At 63.2% G+C, this 17,474-nt stretch carries 12 protein-coding genes; 6 read left to right on the top strand and 6 right to left on the bottom strand.

Annotated features, from left to right (window positions below):
- Together ACT9T4_RS16790 and ACT9T4_RS16785 are read right to left on the bottom strand one after the other, a co-directional pair.
- Window positions 1–1,011 (bottom strand): class 1 fructose-bisphosphatase, encoded by a 1,011-nt coding sequence (locus ACT9T4_RS16790; protein WP_042554283.1) that lies wholly within the window; start codon window positions 1,009–1,011, stop codon window positions 1–3.
- A 35-nt stretch (window positions 1,012–1,046) separates the two neighbouring features.
- The gene (locus ACT9T4_RS16785) at window positions 1,047–2,735 is read right to left on the bottom strand and encodes a histidine kinase N-terminal 7TM domain-containing diguanylate cyclase (protein ID WP_499118040.1); all 1,689 of its coding nucleotides are present in this window, start codon (window positions 2,733–2,735) and stop codon (window positions 1,047–1,049) included.
- A 355-nt stretch (window positions 2,736–3,090) separates the two neighbouring features.
- On the opposite strand from ACT9T4_RS16785, the gene ACT9T4_RS16780 reads away from it, so the two are divergent.
- The 3 genes from ACT9T4_RS16780 to ACT9T4_RS16770 all read left to right on the top strand — a co-directional run bounded on the left by ACT9T4_RS16780 (window position 3,091) and on the right by ACT9T4_RS16770 (window position 5,720).
- A complete protein-coding gene (locus tag ACT9T4_RS16780; RefSeq protein WP_042554281.1) occupies window positions 3,091–3,483 on the top strand; it encodes a YkgJ family cysteine cluster protein in 393 nt (130 codons plus the stop codon).
- A gap of 97 nt (window positions 3,484–3,580) precedes the next feature.
- Window positions 3,581–4,651 carry a serine hydrolase gene (locus ACT9T4_RS16775; RefSeq protein ID WP_499118038.1) on the top strand — a complete coding sequence of 357 codons (1,071 nt, stop codon included), beginning with the start codon at window positions 3,581–3,583 and terminating at the stop codon, window positions 4,649–4,651.
- 10 nt (window positions 4,652–4,661) lie between these two features.
- On the top strand, window positions 4,662–5,720 hold the full coding sequence (locus ACT9T4_RS16770; protein WP_499118036.1) for a serine hydrolase: 1,059 nt from the start codon (window positions 4,662–4,664) through the stop codon (window positions 5,718–5,720).
- Window positions 5,721–5,774: 54 nt separating this feature from the next.
- Here the strand turns inward: ACT9T4_RS16770 and ACT9T4_RS16765 are convergent, their stop codons facing one another.
- From ACT9T4_RS16765 to thiI, 4 genes are all read right to left on the bottom strand, one after another.
- Window positions 5,775–7,145 carry a DUF3999 domain-containing protein gene (locus ACT9T4_RS16765; protein WP_499118034.1) on the bottom strand — a complete coding sequence of 457 codons (1,371 nt, stop codon included), beginning with the start codon at window positions 7,143–7,145 and terminating at the stop codon, window positions 5,775–5,777.
- Window positions 7,142–10,396: a DUF2339 domain-containing protein gene (locus ACT9T4_RS16760; protein ID WP_499118032.1), complete on the bottom strand. Its 3,255-nt coding sequence runs from the start codon at window positions 10,394–10,396 to the stop codon at window positions 7,142–7,144. Before ACT9T4_RS16760 ends, ACT9T4_RS16765 begins: the two co-directional genes overlap by 4 nt.
- Window positions 10,397–10,689: 293 nt before the next feature.
- Window positions 10,690–12,510 carry a translational GTPase TypA gene (gene typA, locus ACT9T4_RS16755; RefSeq protein WP_042554278.1) on the bottom strand — a complete coding sequence of 607 codons (1,821 nt, stop codon included), beginning with the start codon at window positions 12,508–12,510 and terminating at the stop codon, window positions 10,690–10,692.
- A 173-nt stretch (window positions 12,511–12,683) separates the two neighbouring features.
- On the bottom strand, window positions 12,684–14,138 hold the full coding sequence (gene thiI / locus ACT9T4_RS16750; RefSeq protein WP_042554277.1) for a tRNA uracil 4-sulfurtransferase ThiI: 1,455 nt from the start codon (window positions 14,136–14,138) through the stop codon (window positions 12,684–12,686).
- A 330-nt stretch (window positions 14,139–14,468) separates the two neighbouring features.
- Here thiI and glnA point away from each other — a divergent pair, with 330 nt between their 5' ends.
- From glnA to ACT9T4_RS16735, 3 genes are all read left to right on the top strand, one after another.
- The gene (glnA, locus tag ACT9T4_RS16745; protein WP_042554276.1) at window positions 14,469–15,875 is read left to right on the top strand and encodes a glutamate--ammonia ligase; all 1,407 of its coding nucleotides are present in this window, start codon (window positions 14,469–14,471) and stop codon (window positions 15,873–15,875) included.
- Window positions 15,876–16,046: 171 nt separating this feature from the next.
- On the top strand, window positions 16,047–16,574 hold the full coding sequence (locus ACT9T4_RS16740) for a DUF4124 domain-containing protein (RefSeq protein ID WP_179539185.1): 528 nt from the start codon (window positions 16,047–16,049) through the stop codon (window positions 16,572–16,574).
- 5 nt (window positions 16,575–16,579) lie between these two features.
- On the top strand, window positions 16,580–17,203 hold the full coding sequence (locus ACT9T4_RS16735; protein WP_179539186.1) for a DUF4124 domain-containing protein: 624 nt from the start codon (window positions 16,580–16,582) through the stop codon (window positions 17,201–17,203).
- Window positions 17,204–17,474: the final 271 nt, after the last annotated feature.

The raw sequence follows: 17,474 nt of genomic DNA, 5'->3' as shown, positions 1-17,474 counted from the left end.
TCAGCCCTTGTGGTAGCCGGTGACGCGCTCGACTTCTTCCTTGGAACCCAGGAAGACCGGCACCCGCTGGTGCAGGGACGTCGGCTGGATGTCGAGGATGCGTTGTACGCCATCGGTGGAGGCACCACCGGCCTGTTCGATGATGAAGGACATCGGGTTGGCTTCGTACATCAGGCGCAGCTTGCCGGCCTTGCCAGGCTCGCGGTCATCGCGCGGGTACATGAACAGGCCGCCGCGGGTCAGGATGCGGTGCACGTCGGCAACCATCGAGGCGATCCAGCGCATGTTGTAGTTCTTGTTCAGCGGGCCTTCCTTGCCAGCCAGCAGTTCGTCCACATAACGCTGTACCGGGGCTTCCCAGTGACGCTGGTTGGACATGTTGATGGCGAATTCGGCAGTGGTTTCCGGCACGCTGATGTTGTCGTGGGTGAGCACGAAGCTGCCCAGTTCGCGATCCAGGGTGAAGCCTTTCACGCCGTTGCCCAGGGTCAGGATCAGCATGGTCTGCGGGCCATAGATGGCGTAACCGGCAGCGACCTGCTGAGTGCCCGGCTGGTGGAAGGCCTTTTCGTCGAGGCTTTCGTTCTGGCTCAGGTATTCGTTCGGGCAACGCAGTACCGAGAAGATGGTGCCGACCGACACGTTGACGTCGATGTTCGATGAACCATCCAGCGGGTCGAACACCAGCAGGTAGGCACCTTTCGGGTACTTGCCGGGGATCTGATAGGCGTTGTCCATTTCCTCGGAAGCCATGCCGGCCAGGTGGCCGCCCCACTCGTTGGCTTCGAGCAGAATGTCGTTGGAGATCACGTCGAGCTTCTTCTGCACTTCGCCCTGTACGTTTTCGGTGCCCATGCTGCCGAGCACGCCGCCGAGGGCGCCCTTGGAGACCGCATGGCTGATTTCCTTGCACGCACGCGCCACTACTTCGATCAGGAAGCGCAGATCGGCCGGGGTATTTTGACTACGGGTCTGCTCGATGAGGTAGCGACTGAGGGTAACGCGGGACATGAAGGACTCCGAGATGGAAGGTAATCGGAAGGAGTTTAACCCTTTCCAGGAACGGGCGCCTCAGCAGCTGGCGACACGGCGCGCGGCAGCAGGCTGCATACACGGTTACGCCCACCACGTTTGGCTTCGTACAGGGCGGCATCGGCGGCCCGCAGCAAATCGTCGAGCACCAGGCCCTGATCGGGCCACAGCGCAAGACCGGCCGACAGGGTTACCTGACGCACGCCACTACGGGTTTCGATCGGCTTTTGTGCCAGCCCCTGGCAGATGGCTTCGAGGCGTTTGCTCGCTTCGAGCGCATCGGCACCGGGGAGAATCAGCAGGAACTCTTCGCCGCCGATACGAAAGACCGTATCGGAACTGCGCAAGTTCACCAGCAGATGCTGCGCCACGCTCTTGAGCACATCGTCGCCGTCGAGATGGCCGTGCTCGTCGTTGAGCTGCTTGAAGTGATCCAGATCGATCAGCGCCAGCGACAAGGGACCGTTTTCGCGTCTGACGCGGGCCAGCTCGCGGCCGAACAGCTCATCCAGATAGCGTCGGTTGTAGAGGCCGGTCAGCGGGTCGCAGAGCGCCTGCTCACGCAACTGCTCGTGCAGGCTGGTGATGGTACGCAGGCGCTCCTCGCTGAGCGCCAGCGCCTCGGCCAGGCTCAGCTTGCTGAGCTGGCGCTGGGTGACGTCACGCAAATAGAGCATCTGCCCCAGCACCAGGGTGCCCTGGCGAGTGAGCCGCTCGATCGCGCGCATGCGCACCTCGAAATAGCGCTCGGAGCTGGTGAGCATGAGCAGTTGATCCTGCTGGGTGTCCTGCTCCAGCAGCAGAGCCTGCAGCTCACTGCCGAACACGGGCCATTCCTGCAGCCTACGGCCCTGCCAATCGGGGTCGAAGCCACCCAGCTTCAGGGCGGCCTGGTTCGCCTCAAGCACCCGCCACTGGGTATCGACCACCAGCACCGGGTCGGGCAGCGCCTCCAGTAGCAGGTGCCGCGCCACTGGCAGCAGATCGAACAGGCGCACGCCGAGAATCAACCAGGAGAACGCCACCAGCGTGAAGACGAAACTGAATGGCGTGGGATCGACGCCGAACACCACCAGGCCAAAGCCCACGTAGGCGATGTTCGCCGACCAGGGCACTGCGGTAACCAGCACGAAGGCCAGGTAGTGGCGCCTGTGCACGCCATGGCTGGTGAGCGCCGCGCGCAGCACCACGCCAAGGCTGAAGCTCATGAACAAGTAGACGTACACCGCCGTGGCATAGAACAGCGGGCCATGCTGATAACGAATCGGCGCGCCCGGTTCGGCAGATATCGGCCCGGTTTCAGCGCCATAGAAGAGGCCGTGCCACGGGTTGCTGAGCACCACCAACCAGATCAGCACCGGCGCGACGATCAGACCAAGCACCGAGCGCCGAGGCAGCGGCTTGCGCACGCTGCTCACGTACTGCCAGAGAAATACCGCCCAGAAGGTTGGCACCGAGACGATCCCCGGCCAGGACATGGTGGCCCAGAACAGTTTGCAATCGGACGCCGCTGCAGCGACCTCGAGGCCAGCCATGGCCATCCACCACATGCTCGCCAGGTGCATCAGGATGAACGTGTCGCGGCCTGGGAAATCCCGTTGATGGATCACCCAGCGGGCGAGCAGCACACCGCCGATACAGACCACCAGCGTGAGCAGCACGGCAGCGTCGAATTGCCAGGCGGACTTGATACAGGCGTTCATGCCTTGCCCCCGCCTGCCACGCAGGGGCGAACGACGATTCGAAACGAAGGGCCTGGGCGGCGCGATAGGGGGGCAAGCAAGGAAGACGTTTCCATTCCAACACGGCTCGGGATAGAGGCCAGCGCACAGGGCCTGACGCCGCGCCGCCGATCCGAAAGGCGAGCCTCTGGGGCGGCAGATCGGTACGGCGGAACGCGCGCGCTAAGATACTGCAAATCACCTGCTTTTCAGGAGGTTTTTATCGCCTTGCCCACCTGAAAATGTGCGCATGGACTCACCAGCCGGCGGATGCCTGTTCACAAATTCGCCAACATCGTTATTATCGCGCGCCGCCAACCACGCGAAACCTCCCGAGATGAAAAGCAATCTGATCGCCGCTGCGGAAATAGACCGCCTCGATACCTGGGCGCGCTATACCGCCGACATGTGCCACAGCTGCATTTCCAGCTGCTGTCAGTTGCCGGTCGAGGTACGCATCGCCGACCTGATCCGCATTGGCGTGGTCGACGAATTCGAGCGCGGCGATCCGCCGAAGAACATCGCCAAGCGCCTGCAGAAGGACGGTCTGGTCGAGCGTTTCAGCCAGAAGACCGGGATCTTCACCCTGACGCGCATGAGCAACAACGATTGCTACTACCTGGACCGCAAGAGCCGGCTGTGCACCATCTACGAACGCCGTCCGGATACCTGCCGCAATCACCCGAAGATCGGCCCGCGCCCGGGCTACTGCGCGTGGCGACCGAAGTAGGCCTGCAACTTCCGGTTACCCGCCTGCTTGAACACCCCGGCGCACTGGCGCCTCGAATCCTCCACAGCCGGCTCGCACCGCCACCCGGAGGATTCGCATGCACCACCGCCCACTCCTATATCCCGCGCTCGTCACCCTTGCCCTGCTGACCAGCCCTGCGTCGGCCGACGGCCAGCGACCCGGCTGGCAAGAGCCGCTACTGGAGCGCTTGCAGACGGTGGCGGCCAAGCAGGACGGCGAACTCGGCGTTTACGTGAAGGATCTGCACAGCAACCTCGCCGTGACGCTGCATGCCGAAGAACTCTGGTACATGGCCTCGGGCATCAAGGTGCCGGTGGCCATTGCCGTGCTGAGGGGCGTGGAACGTGGCGACTGGAACCTCGACAGCCGCCTGGCACTCGCCGCCGATGACTTCGTCGACGGCGCCGGCAGCACCAATCAGTACGGACCAGGCGAACGCCTGAGCGTAGGCTTTCTGCTCGAGCAGATGATCATTTACAGCGACAACACCGCCACCGACCGCCTGATTCGTCTGGCTGGCCTGGATGCGGTGAACGCACTGGTCGGCGAACTGGTGTCCGAGGGCTTCGAGCCCATCACCACGCTGGGCGATGTGCGTCGGCATATCTACCGCGAGTTGCACCCTTCAGCGGAGCACCTTGGCGGTCGCGACCTGCTGCGCCTGCGCCAGGCCCGCAAGGATGGCGAGCGACTGGACAGGCTAGCGTCGCTGCTCGGCGTGCCACGCAAGGAGCTGGCGCCCATCAGCCTGAGTACCGCCTACGCCAACTACTACCGCAGCAACCTCAATGCCGCGCGGCTCAGCGCCTATGGCGAGTTGCTCGAGCGATTGGCCGACGGCCAGGCATTGGGTGCCGAACAAACCAGGTACCTGCTCGGCGTCATGGGTCGGGTGAAGACCGGCAGCAAACGCATCGTCGCCGGCCTGCCGGACGATGCCCGTTTCGCTCACAAGACCGGCACCCAGCGCGAGCGCATCTGCGATTCAGGGTTGATCGAGACGCCCGCTCGCGGTTCGGCCCAACCGGTGTTGATCGTCGCCTGCGTACAAGGCGAACCCTCCCTGGCCAAGGCCGAGCGCAGCTTGCGCCAGGTTGGCGAAGCGCTGACCGCGTCCGGCGTGCTGCAACGTGACGCACTCAATTGAGGATATTCCCGTGAAGGTATGGCTGGCTGGTACTGCTCTGCTCGGTTGCGCGGCCGTTTCCCTGTGGCTGTGGGCCGCCCCGCAACACGACGAACGCTTCGACGCGCTGCAGCAGCGCCTCGGCGAGCTCGACGAGGCCTCCCCCGGGCGGCTCGGCGTCTACCTGTTACGCCCTGCCGATGGTAGCCAGCTGAACTACCATGCCGATCGCGCCTGGTACCTGGCTTCGGCCACCAAGGCTGCGATAGCCATTGCCGTGCTGCAGGAAGTCGATGCGGGAAACCTGCAGCTCGACCAGCAGATAACCCTGGAAGAAAGTGACCGCGTGGATGGTTCCGGCGGCCTGGTCTGGGAGGATGCGGGTGCCCGCTACAGCGTGCGCGAGCTGATCCGCGAAATGCTTCAGGAAAGCGACAATACCGCCGCGGACATGTTGATTCGGGTGATCGGCGAGGACCTGCTCAACCGTCGCATCAACGACGCGTCGGGCGGTGATTTCGGCCAGATCACCACGCTGCTGCGGGTACGCCACGAACTGTACGGACAACTGCACCCGGACGCCCGCTCACTGGAAAACCGCAAGATCGTCGAAATCGCCGCGGCACCGTTAGGCCCCCAGCGCGTCCAGGCGGTAGCCAATGTGCTAGACCTGCAAACCGATCAGCTCGAGATCAGTGACCTCGATGAAGCCTATAGCCGCTACTACGATAGCGGCCTGAACAGCGCCACCCTGGTCGCCTACGGTCAGTTGCTGGGCAAGCTGGCGACAGGCGACCTGCTGAACGGCGACAGTTCGGCGCTGCTGTACGACATCATGGGGCTGGGTGGTTACGACGCCTACCGCCTGGAGGCTGGCCTGAACGAGGACCTGCCCTTCATACAGAAAACCGGCACCCAGCAGCACCGCGCGTGCCACATGGGCATCGCCAATCCGCAGGATGAAAGGGCTCTGGTCATCGTCGCCTGCGCCGAGGATCTCGACGAGAACGACGAGGCCGGCACGCTGTTCGAGCAGGTCGGAGAGGCGATTGATGAACTGCTGCTGAACGCCGCGCCAGCCCGAGCCTGAGCACCGCGCCCCACAGGGCGCAAGCCATCCTGCCTTGCGCTCCTGGTATGCCGGTCAGGAGCGCTTTGCGGGCGCGCGCAACAGGCTGGACGCCATGAGCACCAGCACGCCGACGCCAACCAGCAACACAGCCCACAGGCCGATGCGCTTCCAGTCGACCCCTGGCTTCGCCGGGGCGGCTGCGGGCGCTACCTCGACGTCCGCGATCGCGCCGCTGATGGTGGCCTGGCCCATGCCCTCCAGGCGCTGCGAGTCGAAACCGGGTACCAGGGTGGTGACCGGCAGGCTGCCGGCCTGGGCATCCACCCGGCCAAGGGCCAACTGATAGGGTGGATTGCCACGGGCCAGAAACAGCAGCTCGGTAGCGCGCATGGCCACGCTCAGACGCGGCTCGCTTTGCCCCAGGCCACCGCCGCGGCTGTCGACCTGCAAGCGCAACTGGCTGACCGGCAATTGCGGCAACTCGACCTGATCCTGCACCACCTCGTGACCATCGATGGGCAAACGGTAAAGAACCGAGCGGGCCAGCGGCGTCCATGGCGCAGCGCTGTCCCTGCGCCCCTGCAGCGACACTGGAGCCAGGCTGTTGGCCTGCTCGACCTCGATACGCAGACGCTCGAGGGGCAAGGCCAGCGGCAATGTCCAGGTAACGCCCTGCTCACCCGCCTGCCCTTGCAGCGCTGCGGACCAGATCAGCGTTGCCGGTTCGGCAGTGCTGCGCGTGCCGCTGACGCTGGCAGCGCCGAGGCTCACCGCCTGCTCCGGCGCCAGCCAGAGCAGGCGCAGGTAGCGCGCCCGGGTGGGCGGCAATTCCACTTCGCTCTTGTCGATGCGTTCGCCATTGAAACTCAGCTGGGCGATCTGCCCCTCTCCCAGTGGCCGCCAGTGGTCCAGATCATCGCTGGCCTCGATGCTGAAGCGCTGAAAACCTTCGCTCTCGGCACTCCACTGCAGATGCAGGCGCTGCAGCGGAAAGTCCGTGGCACTGGCATCCAGCAACCAGCCTCGCAATACCTCGGCAGTGGCAGAGGACTCGGCGCCCGCGTTGAGCTCGATGATCGAGCCATCATCGCCACGCTGCACGCGCAACGTCGGCACGGCGTCGCGGCGCCCTGCCGGACCATGCAGCGGAAACAGGCGCAGATCGGCACGCTGCTGGCTCTCGGCGAAGCGCTGCGCACCGGGAATCAGGCTGTAGGCCAGACGCTCACCTGCGCCATTGAACACGCGCAGGTCGCGAAAGTCGGCATACCTGGCGGCGAAATGAGCCTCCATCGGCAACTGCACCCGATACCAGGGCCCCTCTCCGCTCAGGGTAAGTGGCACGGTCACGGCATAATCGCCGGGGGTTTCTCTGACCTCGGCGGCCACTGCAGCCAGGCTCAGGCTCAGCGCGAGCAGCGCAACTGCGCGACGCAGGCTCATGCCGACACCTCCGCTGCACGCTGCTGGCGGGGCGGCAGCGGGGCGAAATAGCCCACCACCAACAACAGTACGCCGACGCCGATGAAGGAGATGATCCGCTCCAGGCTGCCGCTGTTGCCCAGATCGACGAAGAACAGCTTCACGACCACCACCGCGATCAGCGCCGCTCCCGTCATCCACAGATCACGACGAGCGCGCAGGTGTCCGAAGATGGTCAGGCTCAGGGCGATCAGTGTCCAGACGATGGACAGGCCGGCCTGCACCAGGCGCGAATCGATCAAGGCATCCATCTGGAACGGCACCTGCCCCCAATGGAATGCGGTGCGACAGACCATCATGGTCAACAGCGCGAACAACGAGGCGCCGATCACCGCCTGGGCCGCCAATTGCATCTGCCGCGAGTCGACAGGCAACGCGGCCAACCCGTCCCGGGCCCAACGCTGTACGGCGAAGAGCACGAACAGCATGCCCATTTCCAGGGGGTTGAGCAGCGGCACGTAGGGCAGCGGTTCCGCAGAACCGTCACTGAGCAGATTGACCAGCCAGTACCAGCCCAGCAGAAGGACTGCCACCGGTATGGCCGCATAGCTGCGGTACTCCTGTGGATAAGCCGCTACCGGCCAGGGCAACGCGCGGCGCAGGCTCATCAGCATCAGGAAGGCACAGGGCACCAGTACCCAGCCCAGCCAGCGCCAGGCGTTGTAGTGTTCGGCCAGGGCAGAGAACAGGAAGCGCAGTTCCAGCGCCAGTATGCCCAGCAACAACCAGCAACCGAGCACGTGGCCGATCCGGATCAATGCCTCCGGAGCCAGCCCCTGAACGCGGCGCAGCATCAGGAAATGCAGGGCGAACAGCGCTGGCCAGGCAAGCCAGCCGAGCGCCGCCAACGGGTGATAGCCAAGGTGCCAGGAGAGCAGCACGACACCGAATCCCAACGGCACCAGCGCCAGGCTGAACACCGCCAGTGCTGGCCAGCGCTGACGCACGGCGAACAGGGCGGTAACGGCCAGGCTGACCACGGCAACCAGCAGGAATCCGTGCCCCTGCAGGTCGTCCGGTACGAAACGCGAAACTTCGCTCAGCGCTGCCATTAACCACCAGGCCGCGCACCAGAGCAACGCCACGTGCGACAACTCCTGCAAGTCCAGCGGCAGAAGATCGGAGCGGATCACACGCGCCGCGAGGTGCAGGCGCCAGGCGCAGAACAGGCCCGCCAAGGCCAGCAGCGCAGGCGCCCAGAACGTCAAATGGGGCAGCGGTCGCAGGGCCTCGGCGACCACGCTCTGACCGAGGCCGTCACTGAAGGTCAGGTAGACAATCCCACCAAGCACCTGCACGACGAAGGCACTGATCAGCACGCTGCGCGCCCCCAGATACAGCCCGGCGAGCAGCGTCGCCACGCCCGCCACGGCCCAGGCGGCGGCAGTGCCGTAGGGGCCGAAGCACAGAGGCCCCATCAGGTAGAGAAATGCCAGACCGACGCAGGCCAGCACCGGTTGCAGCTGACGCTCGCGATCCGCCAGCCGATCGCCTGCACCACGCACCTGCAGGAAGCTGAACAGCAGGGCCACACCGAGCATCAGCGCGCCAAGTGCCGAGCCTTCGAGCAAGGTCTCATCGCCGAAGCGCAGGCCCCACAGGTACGCCACTGCAGCGCCCACCTGCAGCAGCAGGGCGAACAGACGCGCGAACAGCCGTTGCTGACGCACTGCCAGCCAGTACAGGCCAGCGCCCTCGACCGCCCAGGCCGCGGACGTCCAGCGCGCATCCAGACCCAGTGGAATGGCCAGGGTGGCGAAGATCACGCCCAGCGCCAGGCAGGTTTCCATCAACAGCACGGCACGCCCTGGCGCACGCGCAACCAGTACCCGGGCCAGCAGCATGTACAGCAGGCCCATGGCCAGGGCGCTGAAAGCAGGACCGAAAGGCAGGTGCTGAACCACCGCGTATTGCAGACCGAAGCCCACCAGCGGCGTACCGAACAGCACGCTGCCATCGACGTAACCGGCCTGACACGCCGACCACTTGAGCAGCGCCTCGCGGGAGTCGTTTTCCGGCTCGGTCGGTGCCTCGAGCAGGCACCGCCGGGCGAACAGCAGGCCGATGGCGACGTACATCAGGAAGAACAGCAGCAGGAACGCCTGGGTGCTGGGCCACAGGTCCGTGGTGTAGGAGCGCAGGCCCCAGGCCAGGCCGATACCGAAGGTGCCGACGAAACCGATCAGATTGAGCTCGCGCCAGGCCTTGAACCAGGCGATGGCGAAGATCCCGGCGTTGAGCAGGGCGAAATAGCTGAACAGGGCGACGTGACTACCACCACCACTGGAGGCCAGGATCGGTGCGGCGAAACCGCCCAGCGCCGCCGCCGCGGCCAGGCCACGGGCGTCCTGCAGGATGGCCAGCACGGCCGAGCAGAGGGTCACCACCACCAGCAGCACCATGGCCACCTGCGGGGAAAGCAGAGGATGCAAACGCATGGCCGCGAATACCGTCAGGTACAACACGGCGATCCCCCCGCCCTGCATCAGCAAGGCATAGGCAGGTCGCCGCTGACGCAACCACCAGCCCAGTGCCAGCAGCGCGATCGCCGCCAGCGCCACTGCTGCGTAGCGCAACTCGATGGCCACCACCACCCGCTCCGAGGCGTAGCGCAGCAGGAAAGCCAGGCCCAGGAACAGCAGCACCAGCCCCACGCGCAATACGGTGTTGCCGCCGAGCAGCCAGTCTCGCGCCGCAGTGATGCCACGTTCGAGCCAGGTCGGCGCCGGCGGCTCGGCGCCCTGCCCGGCAGCCGGTAGAGGCGTCGCGACAAGTAGCTCCAAGGTGGGCTGCGGGCTCACCTGTGCAGGTGGTGCAGCCGGCTTGGCAGCATGCAGTACCAGGTCGAGTTCCCACTCACGCTCGACGGTCGGCGCGACAGGCGCCGCAGCGGCAGACTCCACAGGAGTCCGGACTGGCGCTACGTCGGGCTGTTCGGGCAGCGTATCGGTGCGCGGCTGCGCAGCGCCCTGCTCCAGGCGCAGGAGGCGCTCGTGCAGGTCGCCGGTGCCATGGTTGAAGCGGGCAATCAGCTCCGCCAGAGATTTACGCAGCGCCTCATGCTGAAGCTTCAGCGCATGCAGCGCGAGCGCCTGCCCTGCCGCCAGCCCAAGCAGGGCACCCAGCGCCGCCCCGGCCATCGCTTCGCCATTCGTCGCGCCCAGCAACAGCGCGCCGAGCACCAGTCCGACCAGCATGAAAATCCACTGCATGCACTCGCATCCTTGAAGAGAAAACCATCCATGCCGGGCGCAGGCCTGACAGACCCCGCAGTATATGGGCTTCACACGTTCAGATGATGGCGTCGCTCACAATTGTGGACGACGGCAATGGAACGGCAAAACCCGGCAATTTTTCGCACCGATACTGACAACGTGAAAGGTGACTTGTCATGGCAGCGGGCAAGATTTCCGGGTGCGCCTGCCGTTTCCAGCGCGATCACCGCCCACAAAAAAGCCCCCGCAGGCTCACGCCGGCGGGGGCTCTCTAGTCAGCTAGAACCGGATCAGTTCTTGGCTTTCTTGGCAGCGCGGGTACGCTCGCCTTCGTCGAGGATCTTCTTGCGAAGACGGATCGACTTCGGCGTCACTTCGCACAGCTCGTCGTCCTGGATGAATTCCAGAGCCTGCTCCAGAGTGAAGCGGACCGGCGGAACCAGAGCGATGGTTTCGTCCTTACCCGAAGCACGCATGTTGTCGAGCTTCTTGCCTTTGGTTGGGTTGACGCCCAGGTCGTTGTCGCGGCTGTTCAGACCGATGATCTGACCGTTGTAGATCTCCTGGCCGTGCTCGACGAACAGCTTGCCGCGCGCCTGCAGGGTTTCCAGGGAGTAGGTCAGCGCCTTGCCGGTATCGATCGACACCAGTACGCCGTTCTGACGGCCGGACATGTGGCCCGACTTCATCACGTCGTAACGGTCGAAGATCGAGGTCAGGATGCCTGCACCGTTGGTCAGGGTCAGGAAGGCGTTACGGAAGCCGATCAGACCACGCGCCGGGATGTTGTATTCCAGACGTACGCGACCTTTGCCATCCGGCACCATGTTGCTCAGGTCGCCTTTACGCAGACCCATTTCTTCCATGACCTTGCCCTGGGATTCTTCCGGGATGTCGATGGTGACGTTTTCGTACGGCTCGTGCTTGGCACCGTCGACTTCACGGATGATCACTTCCGGACGACCAACGCCCATTTCGAAGCCTTCGCGGCGCATGTTCTCGATCAGTACCGACAGGTGCAGTTCACCACGGCCGGAGACCTTGAATTTGTCGGCCGAGTCGCCTTCTTCAACGCGCAGGGCAACGTTGTACAGCAGCTCCTTGTCCAGGCGCTCCTTGATGTTACGGCTGGTGACGAACTTGCCTTCCTTGCCGCAGAACGGCGAATCGTTGACCTGGAAGGTCATGGATACGGTCGGCTCGTCGACGGTCAGCGGGGTCATCGCTTCGACGTTGTTCTGGTCGCACAGGGTGTCGGAGATGAACAGCTCGTCCATGCCGCTGACGCAGACGATGTCGCCGGCGGTGGCCTCTTCGACGTCCACACGGTGCAGACCGTGGTGGCCCATCAGCTTGAGGATACGGCCGTTACGCTTCTTGCCGTTGACGTCGATGGCGGTAACCGGAGTGTTCGGCTTGACGCGACCACGGGCGATACGGCCAACACCGATGATGCCCAGGAAGCTGTTGTAGTCCAGTGCCGAGATCTGCATCTGGAACGGACCGTCGATGTCGACGTTCGGCGCGGGAACGTGGTCGACGATGGCCTGGTACAGCGGGGCCAGGTCTTCAGCCATGTCGGTGTGATCCAGACCGGCGATGCCGTTCAGGGCCGAGGCGTAGACAACCTGGAAGTCCAGCTGTTCTTCGGTGGCACCGAGGTTGTCGAACAGGTCGAAGATCTGGTCCATGACCCAATCCGGACGCGCGCCCGGACGGTCGATCTTGTTGATCACCACGATCGGACGCAGGCCGGCTTCGAAGGCCTTCTTGGTCACGAAACGGGTTTGCGGCATCGGGCCGTCCTGGGCGTCAACGACCAGCAGCACGGAGTCGACCATCGACATCACGCGCTCTACTTCACCGCCGAAGTCGGCGTGGCCGGGGGTGTCGACGATGTTGATGCGGTAGTTGTTCCACTTGATGGCGGTGTTCTTGGCCAGAATGGTAATGCCGCGCTCTTTCTCCTGGTCGTTGCTGTCCATCACGCGCTCGTCGTTGAGCTCGCTGCGCTCCAGGGTGCCGGACTGACGCAGCAGGGCGTCAACCAGGGTGGTCTTACCATGGTCAACGTGGGCGATGATGGCGATGTTGCGTAGATTCTCGATCACAGTAGTGGTCTCGTAGGTTGGGTCGGGCTACCCAGCAGTTGCATTCAGCGGCCCAACGCGAAAAATCGGGATTAAGGATAAAGGCAGTCTGTTAACGATGTGTGGCGACAAACTCGTCGCCAATCGGGTCGGGAGGGCGATGGCGGATGCTGCCGCCATTGAGCCCGGGCGTCTTATGCCGGACGATAAACGCGCACATTGGCATGTCCCTCGCTCAGCAGGTGGTGGGCATGCAGGCGACTCATCACCCCTCGGTCGCAATACAGGAGGTACTGGCGGCTAGCGTCCAGTTCCTTGAAACGGTTGTTGATGGCATAGAACGGCATGGCCTGCAGGTCGATACCGGCGAGCTCGAGCGGCTCGTCCTCGACCTGATCGGGGTGACGAATATCGATCACCACGTGGCCCGGCAACGCCTCGGCGACTTCCTCGACCTGCACGTCCTGGCCCAGCTCTTCGATCACCCGATCGATGGCGATCAGGCGTGCCCGCTCGAGCGCGCGCTCGAGCACGGCCATGTCGAACTGCTCTTCTTCATAAACGACGCGATTGGGCTTGGCTTTGGTGGTCGGGTTCACCGAAATCACGCCGCAGTATTCTGGCATGTGCCGGGCGAACTCGGCGGTGCCGATAGCCTCGGCGGTATCGATGATGTCCTGTTTATGGCTGGTGATCAGCGGGCGCAGTACCAGCTTGTCGGTGACCGAATCGATCACCGAGAGGTTCGGCAGGGTCTGGCTTGATACCTGGCTGATCGCTTCACCGGTGACCAGCGCATCGATCTGCAGGCGATCGGCCAGACGGCTGGCGACGCGCAGCATCATACGCTTGAGGGTCACGCCCATGTAGCTGTTGTCGACCTTGCCGAGAATCTCGCCGAGCACTTCCTCGAACGGCACGCTGATGAACAGCACGCGTTGCGAGCGACCGTACTTCTGCCACAGATAGTGGGCGACTTCCATCACGCCCAGTTCGTGGGCACGACCACCGAGATTGAAGAAACAGAAATGGGTCATCAGGCCGCGGCGCATGATCTGGTAAGCGGCGACGGTAGAGTCGAAACCACCGGACATCAGCACCAGAGTCTGCTCCAGCGAGCCCAGCGGATAACCGCCCATGCCCGGATGCTGGTGATGAATGACGAACAGGCGCTGATCGCGGATCTCGATGCGCACCTCGATCTCGGGCTTCTTCAGGTCGATACCTGCAGCGCCGCATTGCTGGCGCAACTGGCTGCCGACATGACGCTCGACATCGATGGAGGAGAAAGAATGCCGGCCACCGCGCTTGCAGCGCACCGAAAAGATCTTGCCCGGCAGAAGGTCGCCGTAATGAAGCTTGCACTTTTCGACGATATCGTCGAAGTCGCCCAGCGGGTATTCGTCGATCTGCAGAAAATGCACGATGCCCGGCACGCAGCTCAGGCGCTCCACGAGCTCGTGCAGAAGCCTGGCCTCGGTGACCTCGGTCTTCACTTCCAGATTGTCCCAGACACCGGTCACCTGCAGTTGCGGATCGAGATCACGCGTGACTGCACGGATGTTCTTGGCCAACTGCCGGATGAAGTTCTTGCGAACCGGCGGGCTCTTGATGGTGATTTCCGGAAAGACTTTGACGATCAGTTTCATGGGAGCAAATGTCGGGCACCAGGGCCTGAAAAACAGGGGCGCGGATTATAGCGGAAATTGCTCAAGCTTTGACCAAAAATCCTCAAACATTCCGACATCGCACCAATATCGAGCACGATGTTAAATATTCGCACCAATAAGGAGCCACGCCAATGCACGTTGATGAGAGGATACCCGCGCCAGCGCTGGTTTTCAGGGCATGAGCCCATCACGGGGCACTGGCATGCAAATTGCTCCCTTGTGAGGCAGGGTGTCTTGGCAGACCATCTTGCCCGGCGTCACGAACTCAAAGAAGGGTCAATAGAAGACCCTATCCACCTGGAGGACAACATGTCTAAGGCTGTTCAACTGATCAAAGAACACGACGTGAAGTGGGTTGACCTGCGCTTCACCGACACCAAGGGCAAGCAGCACCACGTGACCATGCCGGCCCGTGATGCCCTGGACGACGAATTCTTCGAAGTCGGCAAGATGTTCGACGGTTCCTCCATCCATGGCTGGAAAGGCATCGAAGCCTCCGACATGATCCTGCTGCCGGATGACAGCACTGCCGTTCTCGACCCGTTCACCGAAGAGCCGACCCTGATCCTGGTCTGCGACATCATCGAGCCGAGCACCATGCAAGGCTACGATCGTGACCCGCGCTCCATCGCTCGTCGCGCCGAGGAATACCTGAAAACCACCGGTATCGGTGACACCGTATTCGTAGGCCCGGAGCCAGAGTTCTTCATCTTCGACGAAGTGAAGTTCAAGTCCGACATCTCCGGCTCCATGTTCAAGATCTACTCCGAACAAGGCTCCTGGAACACCGACGCCGACATCGAAGGCGGCAACAAGGGCCACCGCCCAGCCGTCAAAGGTGGTTACTTCCCGGTTCCGCCGTGCGACCACGACCACGAAATCCGTACTGCCATGTGTAATGCCATGGAAGAAATGGGCCTGGTCATCGAAGTTCACCACCACGAAGTGGCGACTGCCGGTCAGAACGAAATCGGCGTGAAGTTCAACACCCTGGTGGCCAAGGCCGACGAAACCCAGACCCTGAAGTACTGCGTGCACAACGTGGCCGATGCCTACGGCAAAACCGCTACCTTCATGCCGAAGCCGCTGTATGGCGACAACGGTTCGGGCATGCACGTACACATCTCGGTCTCCAAAGACGGCAAGAACACCTTCGCCGGTGAAGGCTATGCCGGCCTGTCGGAAACCGCGCTGTACTTCATCGGCGGCATCATCAAGCACGGTAAGGCCCTGAACGGCTTCACCAACCCGTCGACCAACTCCTACAAGCGTCTGGTTCCAGGCTTCGAAGCGCCGGTCATGCTGGCCTACTCGGCTCGCAACCGTTCCGCCTCGATCCGTATCCCATACGTTTCCAGCCCGAAAGCCCGCCGCATCGAAGCGCGCTTCCCGGATCCGGCTGCCAACCCCTACCTGGCCTTCGCAGCACTGCTGATGGCCGGCCTGGACGGCATCCAGAACAAGATCCACCCTGGCGACGCTGCGGACAAGAACCTGTACGACCTGCCGCCGGAAGAAGGCAAGCTGATCCCGCAGGTTTGCGGCAGCCTGAAAGAAGCCCTGGAAGAGCTGGACAAGGGCCGCGCATTCCTGACCAAGGGCGGCGTGTTCTCCGACGACTTCATCGATGCCTACATCGAGCTGAAATCGGAAGAAGAAATCAAGGTGCGCACTTTCGTGCACCCGCTGGAATACGACCTGTACTACAGCGTCTAAACCAGCCTCGCTGCACATAGCGGCGTGACAGAAACCTCCCCAGCTCTGCCGGGGAGGTTTTTTTATGCCTGCCATTTCATGGGCGCAGTGCAAATCCTTGGCGTCGCACGCTTGCCAGCGCGCCGCCGCGGTGCAAGGCTACTCACATCATCCAGATCGGAGACCGGCCCCATGCGCCGCACGCTCGCTTGCCTGTTGCTGATACTGGCCCTGCCGGTCAGCGCACAGATCTACAAGTACACCGATGCCAACGGCAACACGGTGTTCACCAATCAGCCCCCCGAGGGCACCAAGGCCGAGAGTGTCGAGCTGAAGCCGATCAATACCACGGAGCCGGCGGCCGCGCCCGCGCAGCCGGCCACGCCCCGACTGAGCGAGATGCCTCAGAACCCTTATCAGATACTGGCGCTGCGCGACCTGCCCAGTGACGAAGCGCTACGCGCCAACAACGGCACCTTCTCGGTAGGCGTCACCATCGAGCCCCGCCTGGGTCCCGGCCACAGCCTGCGCCTGATACTGGATGGAAAACCCTATGGCTCGCCCAGTAACGTGCCGCGCCTGCAGGTGAATCAGATTGACCGTGGCGAGCACAGCCTGGCGGTTGCCGTCATGCAGGGCGAGCAGATCGTCCAGCAGAGCGAAACGCGCACCTTCACGGTGCAACGCACCAGCACCAACAGCCCGGCCCGAGGTAAGTGATCACCATGCGCGCCCTGCTTTTCGGCCTTTTGCTGATCGCCCTGCCCTGCCTCGCCCAGGTTTATACCTATGTGGATGCAGAGGGTAATCGCGTGTTCACCGATAAACCGCGAGACGGCAACGCCCAGCAGGTGCAGATGGCACCATCCAACCGCATCGAGCCTGCGCAACCGCGCAGCACGCCCCCTACCGCACCAGTCGCACCCCAGCCGGTGCTTGGCTACGAGCTACTGAGAATCACCATTCCGCAACCGGACGCGACCATCAACGACAACGCCGGCAACCTGATCGTCACCGTCAACAGCGACCCGGCTCTGCACCCGGGCCATAGCTATCGCCTGCTACTGGACGGCCAACCGGTCGGCAGCGCCGGGCGTAGTCCGGTATTCCCGCTCGAGAACGTCGACCGAGGCACTCACCAGATTGCCGTGGAAATCATCACCGAGGGCGGCATCATCGTCGAGCGCACGCCCAGCCAGCCTTTCCACATGAAGCGGGTAACCCTGGCCCAGAAGCGCAAGGTTCGCCCCTGCGAGAAAACCGACTACGGCGTGCGTCCGGAATGCCCGCTCAAGGACAAGCCGAAAGAGGAAGACAAGGGCATCATCAGCATCCTGCCTTTCCTGTAATACCCGCCGCGGCGACACGACCGGCGCCGCAAGACACTCCGCCTCAAATCACTTCGCACCAATAAGGTGCGCATCAACGCACCTATTTCTATACTCGTCCCAAATTGGCACACGACGATTTTCATCGTTGCGCCGAAAAGTTGCCAAATCCGGCCCATTGCGCCTTTGCGCGCGTCTTTAGAGGGCTTTGGTTTGCTTCTTGCATTTTCTCCCGCACTGCCGGATGGCCCGAGGTGCGCCTCGCCCGCCATACCCTCCGGCCCTTCTGCTG

The organism is Pseudomonas sp. SZ40 (genome assembly GCF_052958135.1).
Note: the sequence above shows the minus strand (reverse complement) of the source record. Positions and strands in the feature narration are given on the sequence as shown.